This window comes from Sphingobacterium lumbrici (genome assembly GCF_006476045.1).
In the GTDB taxonomy this organism is placed as follows: domain Bacteria; phylum Bacteroidota; class Bacteroidia; order Sphingobacteriales; family Sphingobacteriaceae; genus Sphingobacterium; species Sphingobacterium lumbrici.
Map to the genome: position 1 here is coordinate 24,878 of NZ_SRZY01000030.1, position 16,988 is coordinate 41,865.

A 16,988-nucleotide genomic window follows, 5' to 3' on the forward strand; every position below is an offset into this window, starting at 1 on the left:
ATTTAGCTAAAGATAAAGAATTTTATTTTTCCAAATCTTTAAAAGAAGTTAAGATTTTTAAACAGATTAAAGTAAGGGTGCAAGAAGCCTGCAGACAGAGTCGATTCCTCGCTTCCAACCAGGCCGCGATTGCCACAGATCTAAGGTCAATAAATCACAAGACAGCTTGTCGATTTCAAATTGTTGCTCCATTTCGATACATAATTTTTGATCCGAAACTACCGCTGCGACCTCATAGTTGATATAAAAACTGCGTATATCTAGATTTACCGTCCCGACAAAAGCCAACTTTCCATCAACCGTAATTGTTTTTGCATGCATAAATCCTTTATTATACAGATAAACTTTTACGCCACGTTCCAGTAACGGTTTCAAAAATGAAAACGAAGCGTGATGTACAAAATAGGAGTCCGATTCTGCCGGGATCATTAATTCAACCTCCACTCCCGATGAAGCTGCGATCACTAAGACAGAAGCCAGCTCATCGCTAGGTATGTAATAAGGTGTGCACAGCTGGATTTTCGTATCCGCCTCGCCCAAAGCAATAAGGATCGCCTCCATATTGAACGGTCCTTTGGAAGCAGGATCACTTGACACAAAAGCAACAGCTGCGTCCTCTTTGCTATCCTGATACTGTCTTGGTTCTTTTAGATAACCTTTTTCAAGCATAAATGGTTCGCCATCGGCTTGATTCCAAGAATGCCAAAAGCCAACTTGCAACATGTTGATTGCCATCCCTTCAATACGTATCGAAGTGTCTCTCCAATATACTGAATTATCGTTTTTTGGATCATTGATATATCTGTCCGAAATATTAATCCCGCCAATAAATCCGACCTCTCCATCTATTACCGCTACCTTTCGATGATTTCGATAATTACTATTTGCCAGAGAAGAGAATGTAACCGGTAAAAACGCTTTAAATTGAATATTCGATTTGGCACATTTCATGTATCTAACCAAAGCCGGGGAACCAAAACTGTCTACAACAAGCCTAACTGCAATACCCTCATTTGCCTTACTCTCTAAAATATTCAAAATCTGAAGCCCGATATTATCCGGTTCGAAGATATAGTATTCCAAATGGATAGAATGTTTAGCTGCGGCAAGCGCCTCTATAAAATATGCAAATTTTTCCTCTCCGTTTACTAACAATTTCACCGTATTATTCATCGTGGGTGACGATAATCTTTCATTCTTTAAAAAAGTAAAAACCCGCGAAAGATCGCCTATGTCATCACGAATATCATGGATAAGTTCCTCCATTATAGGATTCAAGCGTTCCCATTCTTTTTTTAACCGTACCGCCTGCCGCTGATTAATCCGCTTCATCTTTTTTACTTTGGAGAACTTTTGTCCAAAAAAATAATACAGTATGAGGCCGAAAACAGGCAAAAATACAATAACAAGAACCCAAGCCATAGTTTTGCTCGGATTTCTATTTTCAATTAGAAGAGTACTGATTACGCCGATATATAGCAATAATGCGGGCAACCAATACCAGTCATGCAGTATATGAAATAACTCCTGTATTTTTTCAGTCAGTACGATATTTTGCATATTCAGCGATTAATGTGGCAGCTATTCTATCAAATAAGCTACTCAACTTCCTAAAGTTAATCAGAATTAAATGTAATTGAAAACCGGAATAGCTATTGCTGCGACAAGGGGTACTTGCTTAATGGGGCAAGGTTCGCGCCAGCATGGAGTAATATAAAAGCTTCCGTATTAAATATGGAAGCTTTTATATGATTTTAAATCGTTCGGTCAGAATCCCAATTTTCCAGATAATCAGCGACTCTTTTTATAAATGTACCACCCAACGCTCCATCTATGACCCTATGGTCATAGGACATGGTGATATACATCATTTGCCTTATGGCAATTACATCGCCATGCTCCGTTTCGAGTACGGCAGGTTTTTTCTTAATCGTGCCCACCGCTAAAATCGCAGCTTGAGGTTGATTAATAATAGGCATTCCGAAAATATTTCCAAATGCGCCAATATTTGTAAATGTAAATGTGCCTCCCTGCGTGTCATCCGGTTTGAGTTGATTGGCACGGGCTCTATTAGCGAGATCATTTACAGATCTACTCAGTCCAACCAGACTCAATTGATCCGCATCTTTTATAACAGGTACAATCAAATTACCAGTTGGCAGTGCTGCCGCCATTCCGATGTTAATATGTTTACGCTTAATAATATTATATCCATCGACCGACACATTTACCATCGGAAAATCTTTCAACGCTTTGCTTATCGCTTCAATAATCAACGGAGTAAATGTAATATTCTCTCCTTCGCGTTTCTTAAATACATCTTTTACTTTATTTCTCCAGTTGACAAGATTGGTAACATCTGCTTCTACGACCGAAAAAACGTGTGGCGATGTTTTCACGCTATTAACCATGTGATCTGAAATCAACCTACGCATTCTATCCATCTCAATGATCTCGTCTCCATTCATACTTTTCACAACCTGAACCGATGTTGATACGTTTGCATTTGAACTACGTGGAGGAATTATCGGCTCTACTGAGTCGATATGAGCAGATGATTGATTTGAATTTGAATCTCCTTTCGCAGCAATATAATCCAGTACATCCTGCTTTGTAACACGACCATCAGTACCAGATCCTAAAATTCTATCCAATTCATCCTGCGCAATTCCCTCTTGTTGTGCAATACTTTTCACCAAAGGTGAATAGAACCTGTCGTCATTTGTTATAGCCTTCTGTGAGGATTCCGGAGTTAGAAGTTCTTTATTTTCCAATACGGCTAAACCAGGTGTCACAACATCGAACTTGTCGTGTACTTCTCTTTGCTGTTCTACTTCTTCAGCAGCACTTTCACCCTCCACCTCCAGGATTGCAATCACGTCGCCCACTTGTGCAACCTCTCCTTCTCGAAAAAGAATTTCCTTCAGTTTACCCGTCACGGGCGAAGGAACATCAGAATCAACCTTATCCGTAGCGATTTCCACTACCGCTTCATCTTCTTGAATAGTATCTCCTACAGCCTTTAACCAATTTGTTAAAGTTGCTTCAGAAACACTCTCCCCCATTTTTGGAAGCACTAGTTTATATATTCCCATATTGATTTCGTCTTTAAAACCCCTAAATTAAATATTTATGAGTAAAATATCCGCAAACAAAAATTAAATATTTAGAATTAAACAAAATTCAAAATATAATTTCAACACCTAGACCAATTCCTTTACATACAAATTCCATAGCAAAATGAGCGCCTGGATTGTACCTCTTTCTATATTTATTTGTCGATCATTATTAAACTGGAATTTCTTTGTAACCGTTTCATTTTTACCTGCTACCGCTATCCAAACTGTGCCAACAGGTTTTTCAGGTGTCCCCCCATCAGGCCCTGCAATACCGCTTGTAGCTACCCCGTATTCCGCACCACTTACGCACTGCACGCCCCTAGCCATTTCAACAACAGTCTGCTCACTTACTGCTCCAAATTCGTCAAGCGTATTTTTTCTGACACCCAACACATCTTGTTTAATATGATTTGCGTAAGCCACTATTCCACAATCAAATACTTTACTTGCTCCGGTGTATTGAGTCAAACTACTTGCAATTGCACCTCCGGTACAACTCTCTGCAAACGCAATTTTCAAATGGGCTTCACCAAAATTTTTGATGATCGCTTCCTCCAAAGAAATATCCTCATTCGCTACCACATATTTTTTTAGTCGTTCCGAAATACGATTTGCAAAGTTTTCCGTCTCAGTTTGTAATAATTTCACATCTGTTCCGGTAGCCGAAAGTCGCAGTCTCACTAATCCAATTTTGGGTAAATAGGCTAATTTAATATAATGAGGTAAAGACTCTTCAATATCGCCGATTTGTTCTGCCAAAAAAGACTCGCCTAATCCTACGGTAAGAATATGACTGTGATAAACGTGTATATGGCTTTTCATAGCCCTCAATCTTGGCATTACCCGTTTTTCCATTAAAAACTTCATTTCAAATGGAACCCCGGGTAAAAACGCGAAGCAGCTATTATCTTTTTCCAGCCACATGCCGGGAGCAGTACCTACATCATTAAATAAAACTTGTGCACATTCCGGCACATCGGCTTGTGCGTAATTGGATATTGGCATCTCACCACGACCTATGCGCAGAAAGAGTTGTTTAACATGATCGAGTACCTGCTGATTTCGAACGAATGGGGACTTAAAAAATTGTGAAATAGTTTCCTTGGTTACATCGTCTTTTGTGGGACCTAAGCCACCCGTTACAATCACAATATCCGAACGTAGAGAAGCCTCCAGCAATGCTTTTAAAATATCTTCTTTACGATCAGATATTGAGGTTATACAGCGGATAGCAATATCTGCCTCTCCTAGATACCGGGCAATCCACGCGGAATTGGTATCCACGATTTGACCAAGTAAAATTTCGTCTCCTATGGTTATGATATCAGCGTTCATAGCACATAGTTACCAAAAAAATATTAATAATTATAATGACTGTTTCGCTTCGTCAATTTAAGATCTTGCAGAATACTGGCTTTAGCTCGAATGGTTACATTATAACTTTGATATCTACCAAAAGGCACCCAACCAAAGGACATGTCCCAACAGTGAAGATCACGATAAATAGAAAACTGTGTCAAAGAAACTTCCATTTGCCTAAAATCGTATCCGCTATTGAATTGCACCTTCCATTTCGGTGTCACATTAAAATCACCATGCAAATTTACCGTAGCTGTATAGTTTCCCGTTTCTTTACGTTCCACTGCATCAAATCCACGGGTATACTGAAAACTGAAAGATCCGGCCAAATTCCAGGGAATATTAAAGTCTACAAAGGCATTTGGATCCGTGCTTATCCGGGCTAAAGCATCGGCCTGTTCTTGCGTCATGGCAGGCATTTTATTGCGAAGGGAATCAAGATTATCGTTTCTGCTTTTTGAAGCATCGGGATTAAAAGTATAGTCAAAAGACAAACCAAAATTGGTAAGACGTGCGAGCTTACCATCCTCAATAGTAAACCGATTGTAACGTTGTCCCCGTTGATCAAGCTGATAAGGGTCAAATGATCCGTTAAAATTCAAATTTATCTTCTGATTAAATAAAGAGGTTCTTCCTGAAAAACTGATCGTCGAAAGTTTCAACGAATCGGCTGCGAAATTGTAGTTCCCGCTGAACGTTAACCCCTGTATAATCGGGACTTTCTTAAATCCTTTACCAGTAGTATCATTCTGTGTTCTAACTTTTGCTTCGATATTGTTATCTACAGAAAATCCTATTCCTGCCGATTGTCCTGATGAAGGAGAACCGTAAATCCCGCCTTCAAAAATGGAATAGTTTCTTAGTCTACCGCTCTCATCAATATAAGATTTATAAAAACCATACATCGGATCAGAAAAATCGGGGCGGTAGTTAAAATTCACAGATGGTGTTACTACATGACGTATGGCTTCTACTTTACCAATTTTGGGATACATACCATATACTTTGGTAGAAAGTCCGCTCGAGAAAGAATAATCATACGCCCTTCTAAATCCTTGAATCGTATCTCTTACAGTTTCAAATCCGTTAATTGTATTTTCCAAACCATTTCGAACGGTCTGAAGGTACCATCTTTCCGTATAATTCATCGACGTATTAAATTGGAAATGTTTAAACGCGTTCAAACTCAAACTAACGGGTACACTATGTTGGAATCCATTTACAAAACGTTTTAAAGATTCTTTCTTAAACAAGGTCGAATCTCCCGTAGAGATGGTATTTCTTCCCTGCAAACTATATCCCACCGTAATACGCTGATACCACTTCTGTTCACCTACATGATCTTTAGATTCAAACGGATTGAAAGTGGCCACATTTAAACTAAAAGTAGGTAGCTCCAAATCCACTTTACCGGAAGTCATATCTTGACGATGACTCAAACTGGACGTAAAATTAACTTTACCATCTGCAAAAACTCTACCGTAACTGATTGAAGAAGACATGTTATTACGGGTCAGCTGGTCATAGTTGTACGTACTATTTGCGCCGGTATTTTGAAAATATGAACCAGTACCAAAATTAACGGATGCTGAAAAAGAAGTCCCGGGATTAGCCTCTTGACGTTGCGTATGATTCCAGGTCACGTTAAAATCCTTATTGGTACCATAATTATCAGCACCTTCAACCCCCGTCTTGGTCCAGGCATAGCGTAGATTAAAACCACCGCTATATTTATAATTCACCATGTAGTTGGTCCGCATAGAAGCCTCCCACGATCCTTTGGAATAAAAGCTTCCTCTAAATTCGGTGTCCCAATAATCATTAAATGTCAAATACCAACCCAGATCACGTAAAGCAAATCCCCTCGCTGCATCCTCACCAAAAGACGGAAATAAAAATCCGGAAGATTTTTTGTCCTGCTTCGGAAAGAAACCAAAAGGAATTGCTACAAATTTAATGGGGATACCTTGTACAACCAAGTAAGAGGGACCGGCTATAATCTGTTTATCGAGAATCAAGCCTTTACTTATATGAATACCGAAGTGGGTATGTGGCTCCGGAAGGTCACAGGTACTGTATAAGCCGCGATAGATAGACATCTCATCATACAAATTTTTACGAACTGCACGTGCTTGAATAAAACCGCCATCCACCTCTGTCATTACACCAAAGGTCTTACCTTCTTGTGTTTTATAATTATACATCAAAGAATCTACAGCTTTAGGGGTATCATTTGGAAACAAAACCACAGGTCTCCCCACGTACTTACCATTGTGATCTGTTGCACCACTTGCATATAGCAGGTTATTATTGCGATCTAAACGGATATAATCCGCAGACAGCTCAAAGTCTTGGTATTTTACTTTCGCACCCTTGTATAAATGGACGATATTTTTGCTGACCTCATTCCAGGAGGAGTCATTCGCCACGATAGTCACTACCGTTTCTAACCCACTTTCATCCTTCATCATAACAGTATCTTTACCAGAGGAAGTCCGCAAGTTATTTTTACTGGTGTCCTGCACAATTAAACTTGTATCTTGCACGTTGTTGGCGGTATTTGGTGTTACGACTTGTCCGATGACGGAATAAGATCCTAACAAAAGGAAAATAAAATAAAATAAAATACAAGTTAACGCCTTCAAAATGAATTACGAATATTATTTTTGTGGTAAATTTAAACTGTTGTTGGCAAAATTAGTCAAAAAACAGTTAGAAAAAACTAGTATTTTTCGCATGTTCCATTATTCAATTTATCGTTGTCGCACATCATCAATGAAACTACAACGACAAATTTGTAAAATATTATACAGATGAAGTTTATAAATAATGTTAAAAAATTAAGTTTAGCCGTAGCACTTTGTTTTATAACCCTCATTTTTACAGCTTTTCATCCAAATAAAAGTGACATCGACCCTCCAAAAAACAGTTTCGTTGTGGTTATAGATCCAGGCCATGGAGGAAATAAACCCGGGGCAAAAGGCAGACAATCTGTTGAAAAAGACATCGTTTTAGACGTATCCAAAAAACTAAAAAAAATGTTAGAAGACAGTATCCCTGAGGTAAAAGTTATTTTGACTCGTTCCACAGATATCGATGTTGAATTCTATAAAAGGACAGATATTGCCAATAAAAACCACGCTGATATTTTTATATCTATACATGCTAATTCAGCGGATCGGGATATTCGTGTTAAGAATAGACAAGGGCGATTAGTCAATTCCGTCAAACGTAATCCGGGTGTAACAGGCACCGAAACATTGGTATTGGGTTTCCATCGAATCAATGAACAAGATGTAGCCATCCGTGAAAATGCAGATATATTGTTAGAAGACAACTACGAAGAAAATTATCAAGGCTTTGATCCCAAAGATCCCTCAAGTTATATTGTATTCAAATTGATGAAAAGACAATTTAGAGATCAAAGCATTAAATTAGCATCGCTCATGCAGCACGAATATAGTAAATCCTCCCGTGGCAATCGGGGTGTTAAGGAACAAGGGCTTGCTGTTTTATCCAAAGCAGGGATGCCGGCTGTATTGACAGAAATCGGATTCATAAGTAGTCCTGATGAAGAAGCTTATATGCTGTCTCAAAATGGACAACACGAAATCGTAACGAACCTTTTTCAGGCTATCAAAACGTTCAAAACTGCAAATAAAAAATAACGACCTTACTACCTCAACGGGGAAGTAGCTAAAATCTAAAATAATACTGACATTGAAAAATTACCATAGAAAAAACATATCGCATTCAGCAAGCACAGCCATACTACTATCCGTATTCATATTGGTCACCGCGTGGATGCCCAGCAGGTACTCCGAGCCTATTTCATCGGGAGGTATGGAATATAAAATGAAAACCATTGTCCTTGATGCCGGTCACGGTGGCAATGACCCGGGTGCGGTCGGCAGAAAATCAAAAGAGAAGGATATTGCCCTGCAAGTGGTATTAAAGCTTGGAAAGCGAATAGAAGAAGACTTACCCGGTATAAAAGTTATCTACACCCGTACGACAGATGTGTATCCCAAACTATACGAGCGTCCGGCATTAGCCAATAAACATAAAGCTGACCTATTTATTTCTGTACATTGTAATTCTGGAGGTGCGACTACCCGCAGGGTTAAGAATTCAAAAGGCCGATACGTGACGACATCTGTATTGAACACGTCCGCAAAGGGAACGGAAACACTGGTATGTGGTTTCAACAGAATGGATCAGCAAGATGTGGCTATTCGCGAAAATGCCTCCATCTTATCCGAAGAAAATTATCAGGACAACTATAATGGATTCGACCCCAATGATCCGTCCAGTTATATCGTGTTCAAATTGATGAAAAGACAATTTCGAGATCAAAGCATTAAATTGGCTACGTATATGCAGAATGAATTTTCAAGTTCGTCGCGTACCAACCGTGGTGTGAAAGAACAGGGGCTTGCCGTATTAGCTACGGCTGGTATGCCAGCAGTATTAACGGAGATCGGTTTTATCAGCAATCCAAGTGAAGAAGAATTTATGATGTCATCCGCTGGGCAACGAGAAATTGTCGAAAATCTTTTTAATGCTATTAAAACTTACAAAACATCCGTCGAAAAATAAATAATTTACTATTTTCGTATACTGACGTATTAGAGTTCCCTAAAACATATCATTTTGAAAATATCAAACGAAACAAAAGTAGGTGCCCTTACAGCAATAGCCATTGCTCTTTTATTCATTGGATATAGTTTTCTCAAAGGAAATGATGTTTTCAGCAGTGAAAGCATCTATTATACCGACTACGACAATGTAGACGGACTGACGGTATCCAAGCCTGTAATGGTAAATGGGTATCAGATCGGTCGTGTTTCAAAAATGAATCTGTTGACTAATGGTAAAATAAGAACTGAATTCAAGATCAACGATGACTATAATATTCCATCCAATACTGTAGCACGTATCATAAGTGCTGATTTGTTGGGAAGCAAGGCTATTGTTTTCGATCTGGGAAATAGTAAGACATTTGCAAAAAGTGGAGATCCGCTCCTTTCAGATGTACAAGCCAATTTGATGGAAAAGGTGGAACCCCTTCAAAAAAAGATCGAAAATTTAGTCGTCAAACTGGATTCGGTATTATCAGCAGTCAATACCGCATTAGATGACGAATTTCAACGAGATTTCAAAAGCAGCTTAAGCAGTATCTCTATCTCTTTGAATAATATGGAAAAGATCACAAGTGAAGTAGAAGGGTTAGTTGGATCTGAACGAATTAGGCTAGCCAAAATTATGCAAAATCTGGAGTCAATTACAGGTAATTTCAAAAACAATAACAGTAAACTCAATTCCATATTATCTAATCTGGATAATTTTTCAGATGATTTAGCGAAGACCGAAATCAAAGCTACTATCGATCATGCAAATAAGGCGGTGAAAGATGTCCAGGCTATAACGGACAAGATTAATAACGGAGAAGGCTCAATTGGGCTATTGGTCAACGATGACCAACTGTACAACAATCTAAATAATGCTTCCGAAAATTTAGACCAATTGGTTGAAGATGTCAAAAATAATCCGGGTAAATACCTAAAGATTTCAATCTTTGGTAAAAAGGACACAAAATAATAAAAAAGAATCCCGATTTGAGCACTCAAATCGGGATTCTTTTTTTGTTGCTATTTTACAGCGTTTCTTTCAACCATCCAAAAAATTCACGTTGCCATACCTGAGCATTATGCCCTGAAAGAACCCAGTGATTTTCTTCCGGCAGATAGACCAGTCTACTTTTGACACCTTTCAATTTTGCCGCCTGAAAAGCTTCCAAACCTTGCCCGATCGGAACGCGATAATCCTTTCCTCCCTGAAAAATTAATAGTGGTGTATCCCATTTGTCTACATGATTAATAGGATTGAACGCCGTATATGTTTTCTCATTTGCTTTATCCCAGTATGGTCCACCTAAATCATGGTTAGCAAAAAACAATTCTTCTGTAGTGCCATACCATGAAGTCATATCAAACAATCCGCAATGCGAAATAAACGATTTGAAGCGCCCCTCATGTACACCTGCCAGCATAAAAACTGAATAGCCTCCGTAACTCGCTCCCACCGCGCCTATACGCTCGTTGTCTACATAAGGTTCCGTCGCCAGATCATCAATCGCCGACAGGTAATCACGAATAGATTGTCCGCCCCAATCTTTGCTGATATCTTCATTCCATTTCACCCCCCAACCCGGCATACCCCGACGATTAGGTGCGATAACAATGTATCCCTGTGAAGCCATTAGTTGAAAATTCCAACGAAAAGAGTACGATTGCGTTGTTGCGGATTGAGGTCCTCCCTGACAAAATAATAGCGTAGGGTATTTCTTAGTGGGATCGAAATCCGGAGGATAAATAACCCAGGAAAACAGGTCTTGCCCGTCCGAAGCTTTTGTGAACCGGCCCTCCACTTTCGTAGGAGCAATTTGTGCATACGCTTCATCGTTCACTTTGGTGATCGGATTCAATTTTTTAGATTTAAGATGATACAGATACACTTCCGTTGCTTGCGTTAACGTAGTAGACGTAACCACTAAACCCTCCTTTGTTTCTCCTACAATTCCTGTAATATCAAACTGCCCTTCTGAGATCTGCTGAATCTTAGACAGCGCTCTGCTCTTAAGGTTAGTCGGAATTTCGACTTCAAACAATTGTACCGTACCCTTTACTGGTGCTACAAAATAAATCTTACGATTATCTTTACTCCATGTAAACGAATTGATGGTTCCGTCCCAATGTGCGGTCAAATTCAACTTGCTATCTGCATCAGCATCCCAAAGGATAATATCATTCTTATCTGCCTCGTATCCGTCGGTTTTCATGCTCAGCCAAGCCAACATCCGTCCATCTGCGTTATACATCGGGTTGGTATCGTAGCCGTTCATTCCTTCAGTAAGGTTTGTTGTCCTTTTCGAAATCAGATCGTAACGATAGATATCGGTATTTGTACTTTGCGCATAATCCTTTCCGAATTTCTTTTTACATACGTATAAAACCGACTTCCCGTCAGGCGACCATGCGAAATCTTCAGCTCCTCCAAACGGAGCCTGTGGACTATAATACGGTTCGTCTGCCAACAAGTCTATTGCTTCGCCAATCTTACCCTGATCATAACTCGCCACAAAAGGGTGATTAAAACGTCCATCATTGAATGAATCCCAATGCCTATAGTCCAAATCGTCATAGATATACACATTCGATTTAGACAAATCTGCATATTTGTCTACACTGTGATTCTTATTTATTAGCACCGACTTGCTAAAGAGGATATGCTTTCCATCGGGCGAAAACTTCACATTCTCCAATCCACCTTCAACATCCGTTAATTGTACTGCTTCACCTCCTTTGATATTTTTACGCCACAATTGACCTTTGTAGGAATAAATTGCATCACCATTGTCTTCTATATGTAGCAGCGACTCTCCTCCAGCCTCGGAAGTAAACTGAACAGGACTCCCTCCTTTTACCGGTACTACGAAGAGATTCTTCTCTAATTTATTTTCATCAAAGTTGTAGTTTGAAACCCCATAAATCAGCTGGGTGCCATCGGGGGTTAATCCTTCCGCAGACACACGCCCCAGTTCCCACAATCTTTCAGGACTCATGACTTCTTTGCCTAAACTTTGCATCCTATGGGTAATAAGGGATTTATCAATTGTTTTTTCCGGGGTACGCTGTGCAAATGTTGATGAACTCAACAGCAGTGTAAACACCAGAATAGAACTCTTTCTCATCATAACCGTTTTATTAAAGCCGCAAGATAACAAAAACTGATGGTTTTTATCACATCATCTGTACCTCCTCTGCATGATCCACAGCACGGTTAAGTACATTTTTATATAACACCATTTCGTACCCATCACATTTTATTTTCGATCAAATTGATACCAATTTATTCGGGTCGACACGCGCATCAATACCGCTAGAATAATAAATATCCCGATAGTTCCTACAATTAAAGAATAGTCACGTAATTGCATTAAAACAAATATAAATCCGTAAAACAAGCTCAGAATTCCGGTAAAAAGCAATGCTATTTTTAAATCTTTTGTGATCGACTTAATAAAAGAAGCAATCAATCCAACGGTGGCAACAGCAGCCAAAATATATGCGGTGTTAAAATTTAAATATTCAGAAATCGCTAACAATAACGAATAGAATAATACCATAGACACACCAATTAATATATATTGGATAATATGGATACGCTGCTTTTTAATCATTTCCGTAAAGAATAAGGATGCAAAAGTGAGGATGATGACTAATATACCATATTTAGCGACCCGCGTTGTCTTCTGATAATTATTTACTTCGGGTAAGAAATTGATTTGCACCATATCCGCATCGGATGATTTGGCAAAAGACGATGGCGTATTTCCAGATGGATTTATTTCGGGCGTTACATCGTCTGGGGTAGAATATCTGTTTTCAGTTAAATCGATGCCTGAAAAAGAATACAGGCGACCGGGGTTCCCCACCCATTGTGCAGGCAGACTTCTGCTGAAACTTGGTATTTGCCAAGTCGCTTGAAATTGATTAGCTTCTACATTCCGATCCTCGGGCAAATATCCGCCGTTAAAACTCGGATTATTCCATTTTCCTGCAACGTAAATAGAAGTTTGATTCGCCAGGGGGAAATAATTCAACGACTTGGAACCTCTTAAATCCATTTTTATCGCGAAAGACTTTTTCGTATCCATTATTGACGACAGCGAAACATTGGCCACCAGATTGCTTTCGAAAAGTTGCAACGTTTTCTCGAACGTTCCTATTTCCATTACCGTAGTATCCCAGGTTAATGTTGGAGAACTCAGCAGCCCCTTGAGATCACGGATACCAAAAACCAGTTTTGCGTCGTTCCAACGCACACTCGTAAGATCCATTCCCAGTTTCTCCGGTTCAAGTCCTGAAAAATCTCCTTCCATTTCAATCTGAGCATTATACACAACAGATTGATAGATCCCTCTTTTCAAATATTCAGGGGTCACATTCGTCTTGATATTAACTTGATTCGGCAATAAAAATAGCCAATCCTGCTGTATACTTTTTATCGTATTCTCGTTCCCTTTTTCATCTCTTTCAGTAGTTTCACGCACATAGTCATAAGGTATAGCAAGTACCGGGCTCGAAATCACTTGTTCTCTTCCCCATTTGGAAGAAATTTCTGCGGTGACATCTTGCTCTCTATATTTCCTTTCTCTAATGAGATCATCTACCAACGACATTGGTAAAAGTAGCAGTAGAATGAGAAAAAAAATAACACCCAGTTTCAAGAGAACAGAATTAAACACCCTTTCCCAAAACGGAGGTTCATTTGGAGGTAATTGCGGAGGCATGTTGTGTGATGTAGTTTCCATATTAATTTATTTTATTGTAATTAAGTTTGTTTTTAACGTCAAAGAAGCGCGCAGTTCGTCAACAGAACGATGCAGAAGCACTTTAAATTCGATTTCGTAAAAAGGAGCCATGTTTCTTCCCTTTTTAAAGGCCTGCATGTAAGACGAAAAATATTCCGGGAAAATGAATCCGCCAATAAAAATCATTGCAAACAAGTATACACTCAATTTCCCATTGCCCAACAAGAGATATTGCATGGCAATCTCGTCTTGAATTTTCGTGTCCGTATCCGTAAGGATATGAAATACATCGTGATTTTCTAACTTAGGCATCACATCAAAATCATTGCGCGAATAAAAATCACCTAACGCCTTTCCCAACGTGCCCTCTGGATAAAATGAGAACTCGGTCGTAGTTATTCCCCACGCTTTCTTATTGATTTTAAACGTATTGGCATACACTCGTGACGACCATCCGTATAGGTGTAACATAAATTTCAAACGTAAACCTCCCATATATTAACAATTTAAAAGAACTTTGAATTTCAAAGTATATAGTTAAAAAAATTATTTGTATTGTTGTTTTATTAAATTTTCTAAAGCTTTTAAGTGGTTTTCAAAAGATCGTTGTCCTTTTTCCGTCCTGCGGTAACGCGTATTGGGTTTTCGATCAACGAAACTCTTGAATACGGTTAGATACCCTTCTTTTTCCAAACTTTTCAGATTAGATGCCAGATTTCCATCGGTTACATCCAACAAATCCTTCAATGAATTAAAGTCGTATTCCTCATTTGCGACCAATACGCTCATGATCTGAAGACGTATCCTGTTCTCCAACACCTTGTCATATAATGAAAAATCCAAACTCACTATTCGTATCTTTTATAGACTATCAAACCATAAATAATATGCAACACTCCGAAACCGAAAGTCCAAAACCAGAAGCCATAACCCGGAAAACAAAGTGCCAGAAGACCTAATATGATTTCAAAAATACCGAGCCATTTTACCTCCTTAAATGTATAGGTACTTGCAGCAGTTAATGCTAATCCGTAAAAAATCAATAAGGAAGATGCTATTAATCCGTAGTATCCTCTGGCAAATACAATCAGCGAAAATATTCCTCCCGCCATCAGTGGAACAGCCAGTGCAAATAGCAACGAACGGCTGCTGACATTCCAAATCGATTGATTTACTCGTTTGGCCTTACGTTTGGCCATTAACACACCCGTAATAATAGAAATCAGTAAAACTGTTAAGGCAATGAGCAGTAGCTTAAAAATAATATGCTCGTCAGTAACAAAGTAATCGCGATATCCAAATTGACTTCTAAAACCATATACTGTTATATAGCCCAGTGCAGCTCCAATTATTGCGTAAGTACCAATAAGCACGCCTGATAGGCCGCTAATAGAAATGAATTTGCTCGATTTTTCCATAATTGAGCGAATTTGTCCTATTTCTTTTATAATGTCCCGTTGATCCATAAAAGTACTTTGAAAAACAAAGTAAAAGAATAATAACGACTTACACAACATAATTTTCATAAATTATTTTTTTTTGAAAAAAAATCAAAAAAAGACTTGACAGATATAGTAAACGTTTCTATCTTTGTGGCACAAAAGAAATCCTAACTGCGGAAGTGGCGTAATTGGTAGCCGCACCAGACTTAGGATCTGGCGCCGCAAGGCGTGGGGGTTCGAGTCCCTTCTTCCGCACTTGATATCCTCCCGAACACAAAGACATCGGGAGGATTTTTTATTATAATGCGAAAAATAACGCTAAAGAAGAGTATGAATATTTCACACCAAAAAATTGATGACATCAACGCTAACATTATAGTTGAGTTAACGCCAGAAGATTATAACCCCACGGTTGACAAAGCTATCAAAGATCAAGCAAAAAAAGCAAAATTACCTGGATTCCGCCCTGGATTAGTACCAACTAGTCATATTAGACGCACCTTTGGTAAATCCATTTTATTTGATGAGGTCAATCGCATTATCAATGATAAAATCTCTGAATATATCGGTGAACAAAAATTAGAAGTATTAGGCCAACCTCTTCCAAAAGAAGAAGATGCTGAGGTCACTTACAACTGGGATTTTAAAGACACTTTCAAATTCAACTATGAAATTGGTTTAGCGCCGGAATTTGATATCCCTTTTACAGCAGAAACTGAATTTATAGAATACGATATCAAAGCCGACGAAGCTACCTTACAAGAGCGTATCAAAAACTTACGCCGCAGCTATGGTAAAATGACAAATCCTGAAGTTTCTGAAGAGGGAGATGTCTTATACGCCGCTTTAAAACAAGATAAAGAAGAAGGAATTGAAAAAACAACTTCTATCCGCACAGACATCATCGAAGATGCTAAGATCAAAAAATCGTTAGCGGGTCTTAAAAAAGAAGACACAGTGAAGATAGATGTAAAAAAAGCATTTAAGGTATCTGACTTAGCTCGCATTTTGGGTGTAACAGAAGAAGAAGCCGGGAATCTAGATGTCACAAAATTTGAACTGACTGTTCAAAACATCAACCGTCTTGAAGAATCTGATTTAAATCAAGAATTCTTTGACAAATTATTCCCTGCCGGCGAAGTAACGACAGAAGAACAATTTAATGCGAAAGTCACAGAAGAAGTAGAAAGCTTATTCAAACAAAATTCAGCACAAAAGTTGCGTAACGATATGTATACTTTTGGAATGGATAAAGCAAACACTAAATTTCCGGAAACGTTCTTAAAAAAATGGTTAAAAGCAACTAATCCAAATCTTTCTGAGCAAGAAATTGAAGAAGGCTTTGCTGACTTTGTTAGCAATTTGAAATGGACGATCATTGAAAACCGTGTGGTAACAGCCAATAATCTTGAGGTAAAATACGATGAAGTTATTAATTTAGCTAAAGAACGTATCTATGCGCAAATCAAGATGTACAACATGAACGAAGAACCTACCGATGAGCAATTAGGTCAGTTTGCACTTCAATTATTGTCTGATAGAGAGCAAGCAAATCGCTTATTTGAAGAAGTAAAAGCGTTAAAGGTATTTGACAAGTTGAAATCAACAGTTAAAATCAAATCGAAAAAAATCGATTATGATAAATTCGAAAAGCTAGACAAATAGCCGAATTTATTTCGACTCATATACAGG

The 16,988-nt window shown here is 38.6% G+C and carries 13 protein-coding genes and 1 tRNA gene; 5 read left to right on the forward strand and 9 right to left on the reverse strand.

All coding sequences use genetic code 11. The features are described from left to right. Positions 1 to 66 precede the first annotated feature (66 nt). The 4 genes from cls to E4F24_RS11980 all read right to left on the reverse strand — a co-directional run bounded on the left by cls (position 67) and on the right by E4F24_RS11980 (position 7,081). Positions 67 to 1,560, reverse strand: a complete 1,494-nt coding sequence (gene cls / locus E4F24_RS11965; RefSeq protein ID WP_140939089.1) for a cardiolipin synthase — start codon at positions 1,558 to 1,560, stop codon at positions 67 to 69. A 194-nt stretch (positions 1,561 to 1,754) separates the two neighbouring features. Further along, positions 1,755 to 3,095 (reverse strand): dihydrolipoamide acetyltransferase family protein, encoded by a 1,341-nt coding sequence (locus E4F24_RS11970; protein ID WP_140939091.1) that lies wholly within the window; start codon positions 3,093 to 3,095, stop codon positions 1,755 to 1,757. A gap of 108 nt (positions 3,096 to 3,203) precedes the next feature. Then, on the reverse strand, positions 3,204 to 4,454 hold the full coding sequence (locus E4F24_RS11975; protein WP_140939093.1) for a competence/damage-inducible protein A: 1,251 nt from the start codon (positions 4,452 to 4,454) through the stop codon (positions 3,204 to 3,206). A 23-nt stretch (positions 4,455 to 4,477) separates the two neighbouring features. Continuing rightward, positions 4,478 to 7,081 (reverse strand): putative LPS assembly protein LptD, encoded by a 2,604-nt coding sequence (locus E4F24_RS11980; RefSeq protein ID WP_235891218.1) that lies wholly within the window; start codon positions 7,079 to 7,081, stop codon positions 4,478 to 4,480. Between the two features lie 210 nt (positions 7,082 to 7,291). Between E4F24_RS11980 and E4F24_RS11985 the strand changes: the two genes are divergently transcribed. The 3 genes from E4F24_RS11985 to E4F24_RS11995 all read left to right on the forward strand — a co-directional run bounded on the left by E4F24_RS11985 (position 7,292) and on the right by E4F24_RS11995 (position 10,079). Beyond that, a complete protein-coding gene (locus E4F24_RS11985; protein ID WP_140939095.1) occupies positions 7,292 to 8,146 on the forward strand; it encodes an N-acetylmuramoyl-L-alanine amidase family protein in 855 nt (284 codons plus the stop codon). A gap of 136 nt (positions 8,147 to 8,282) precedes the next feature. Then, entirely contained in the window at positions 8,283 to 9,077 is a 795-nt protein-coding gene (locus E4F24_RS11990; RefSeq protein WP_140939247.1) for an N-acetylmuramoyl-L-alanine amidase family protein, read from the forward strand. A 54-nt stretch (positions 9,078 to 9,131) separates the two neighbouring features. Beyond that, the gene (locus E4F24_RS11995; protein ID WP_140939097.1) at positions 9,132 to 10,079 is read left to right on the forward strand and encodes an MlaD family protein; all 948 of its coding nucleotides are present in this window, start codon (positions 9,132 to 9,134) and stop codon (positions 10,077 to 10,079) included. A 55-nt stretch (positions 10,080 to 10,134) separates the two neighbouring features. Here E4F24_RS11995 and E4F24_RS12000 read toward each other — a convergent pair whose 3' ends face one another. The 5 genes from E4F24_RS12000 to E4F24_RS12020 all read right to left on the reverse strand — a co-directional run bounded on the left by E4F24_RS12000 (position 10,135) and on the right by E4F24_RS12020 (position 15,272). Further along, entirely contained in the window at positions 10,135 to 12,234 is a 2,100-nt protein-coding gene (locus E4F24_RS12000) for a S9 family peptidase (protein ID WP_235891219.1), read from the reverse strand. 129 nt (positions 12,235 to 12,363) lie between these two features. Beyond that, the gene (creD, locus tag E4F24_RS12005; RefSeq protein ID WP_235891220.1) at positions 12,364 to 13,854 is read right to left on the reverse strand and encodes a cell envelope integrity protein CreD; all 1,491 of its coding nucleotides are present in this window, start codon (positions 13,852 to 13,854) and stop codon (positions 12,364 to 12,366) included. Between the two features lie 6 nt (positions 13,855 to 13,860). Then, complete coding sequence (locus E4F24_RS12010) at positions 13,861 to 14,325, reverse strand: Coq4 family protein (RefSeq protein ID WP_216629170.1); 465 nt, start codon at positions 14,323 to 14,325, stop codon at positions 13,861 to 13,863. A gap of 75 nt (positions 14,326 to 14,400) precedes the next feature. Further along, positions 14,401 to 14,703 carry a winged helix-turn-helix domain-containing protein gene (locus E4F24_RS12015; protein ID WP_140939102.1) on the reverse strand — a complete coding sequence of 101 codons (303 nt, stop codon included), beginning with the start codon at positions 14,701 to 14,703 and terminating at the stop codon, positions 14,401 to 14,403. Beyond that, on the reverse strand, positions 14,703 to 15,272 hold the full coding sequence (locus E4F24_RS12020; RefSeq protein ID WP_235891221.1) for a hypothetical protein: 570 nt from the start codon (positions 15,270 to 15,272) through the stop codon (positions 14,703 to 14,705). The genes E4F24_RS12015 and E4F24_RS12020 overlap by 1 nt, the downstream gene beginning before the upstream one ends. 197 nt (positions 15,273 to 15,469) lie before the next feature. Between E4F24_RS12020 and E4F24_RS12025 the strand changes: the two genes are divergently transcribed. After that, positions 15,470 to 15,551 (forward strand) — tRNA-Leu (locus E4F24_RS12025). Between the two features lie 75 nt (positions 15,552 to 15,626). Further along, entirely contained in the window at positions 15,627 to 16,961 is a 1,335-nt protein-coding gene (locus E4F24_RS12030; RefSeq protein WP_140939106.1) for a trigger factor, read from the forward strand. Positions 16,962 to 16,988 lie beyond the last annotated feature (27 nt).

Coding starts and splice junctions, on each gene's coding strand:
- cls (WP_140939089.1), bottom strand. CDS start 1,560: ATGCAAAATATCGTACTGACTGAAAAAATACAGGAGTTATTTCATATA.
- E4F24_RS11970 (WP_140939091.1), bottom strand. CDS start 3,095: ATGGGAATATATAAACTAGTGCTTCCAAAAATGGGGGAGAGTGTTTCT.
- E4F24_RS11975 (WP_140939093.1), bottom strand. CDS start 4,454: ATGAACGCTGATATCATAACCATAGGAGACGAAATTTTACTTGGTCAA.
- E4F24_RS11985 (WP_140939095.1), top strand. CDS start 7,292: ATGAAGTTTATAAATAATGTTAAAAAATTAAGTTTAGCCGTAGCACTT.
- E4F24_RS11990 (WP_140939247.1), top strand. CDS start 8,283: ATGCCCAGCAGGTACTCCGAGCCTATTTCATCGGGAGGTATGGAATAT.
- E4F24_RS12000 (WP_235891219.1), bottom strand. CDS start 12,234: ATGATGAGAAAGAGTTCTATTCTGGTGTTTACACTGCTGTTGAGTTCA.
- creD (WP_235891220.1), bottom strand. CDS start 13,854: ATGGAAACTACATCACACAACATGCCTCCGCAATTACCTCCAAATGAA.
- E4F24_RS12010 (WP_216629170.1), bottom strand. CDS start 14,325: ATGTTACACCTATACGGATGGTCGTCACGAGTGTATGCCAATACGTTT.
- E4F24_RS12020 (WP_235891221.1), bottom strand. CDS start 15,272: ATGGAAAAATCGAGCAAATTCATTTCTATTAGCGGCCTATCAGGCGTG.
- E4F24_RS12030 (WP_140939106.1), top strand. CDS start 15,627: ATGAATATTTCACACCAAAAAATTGATGACATCAACGCTAACATTATA.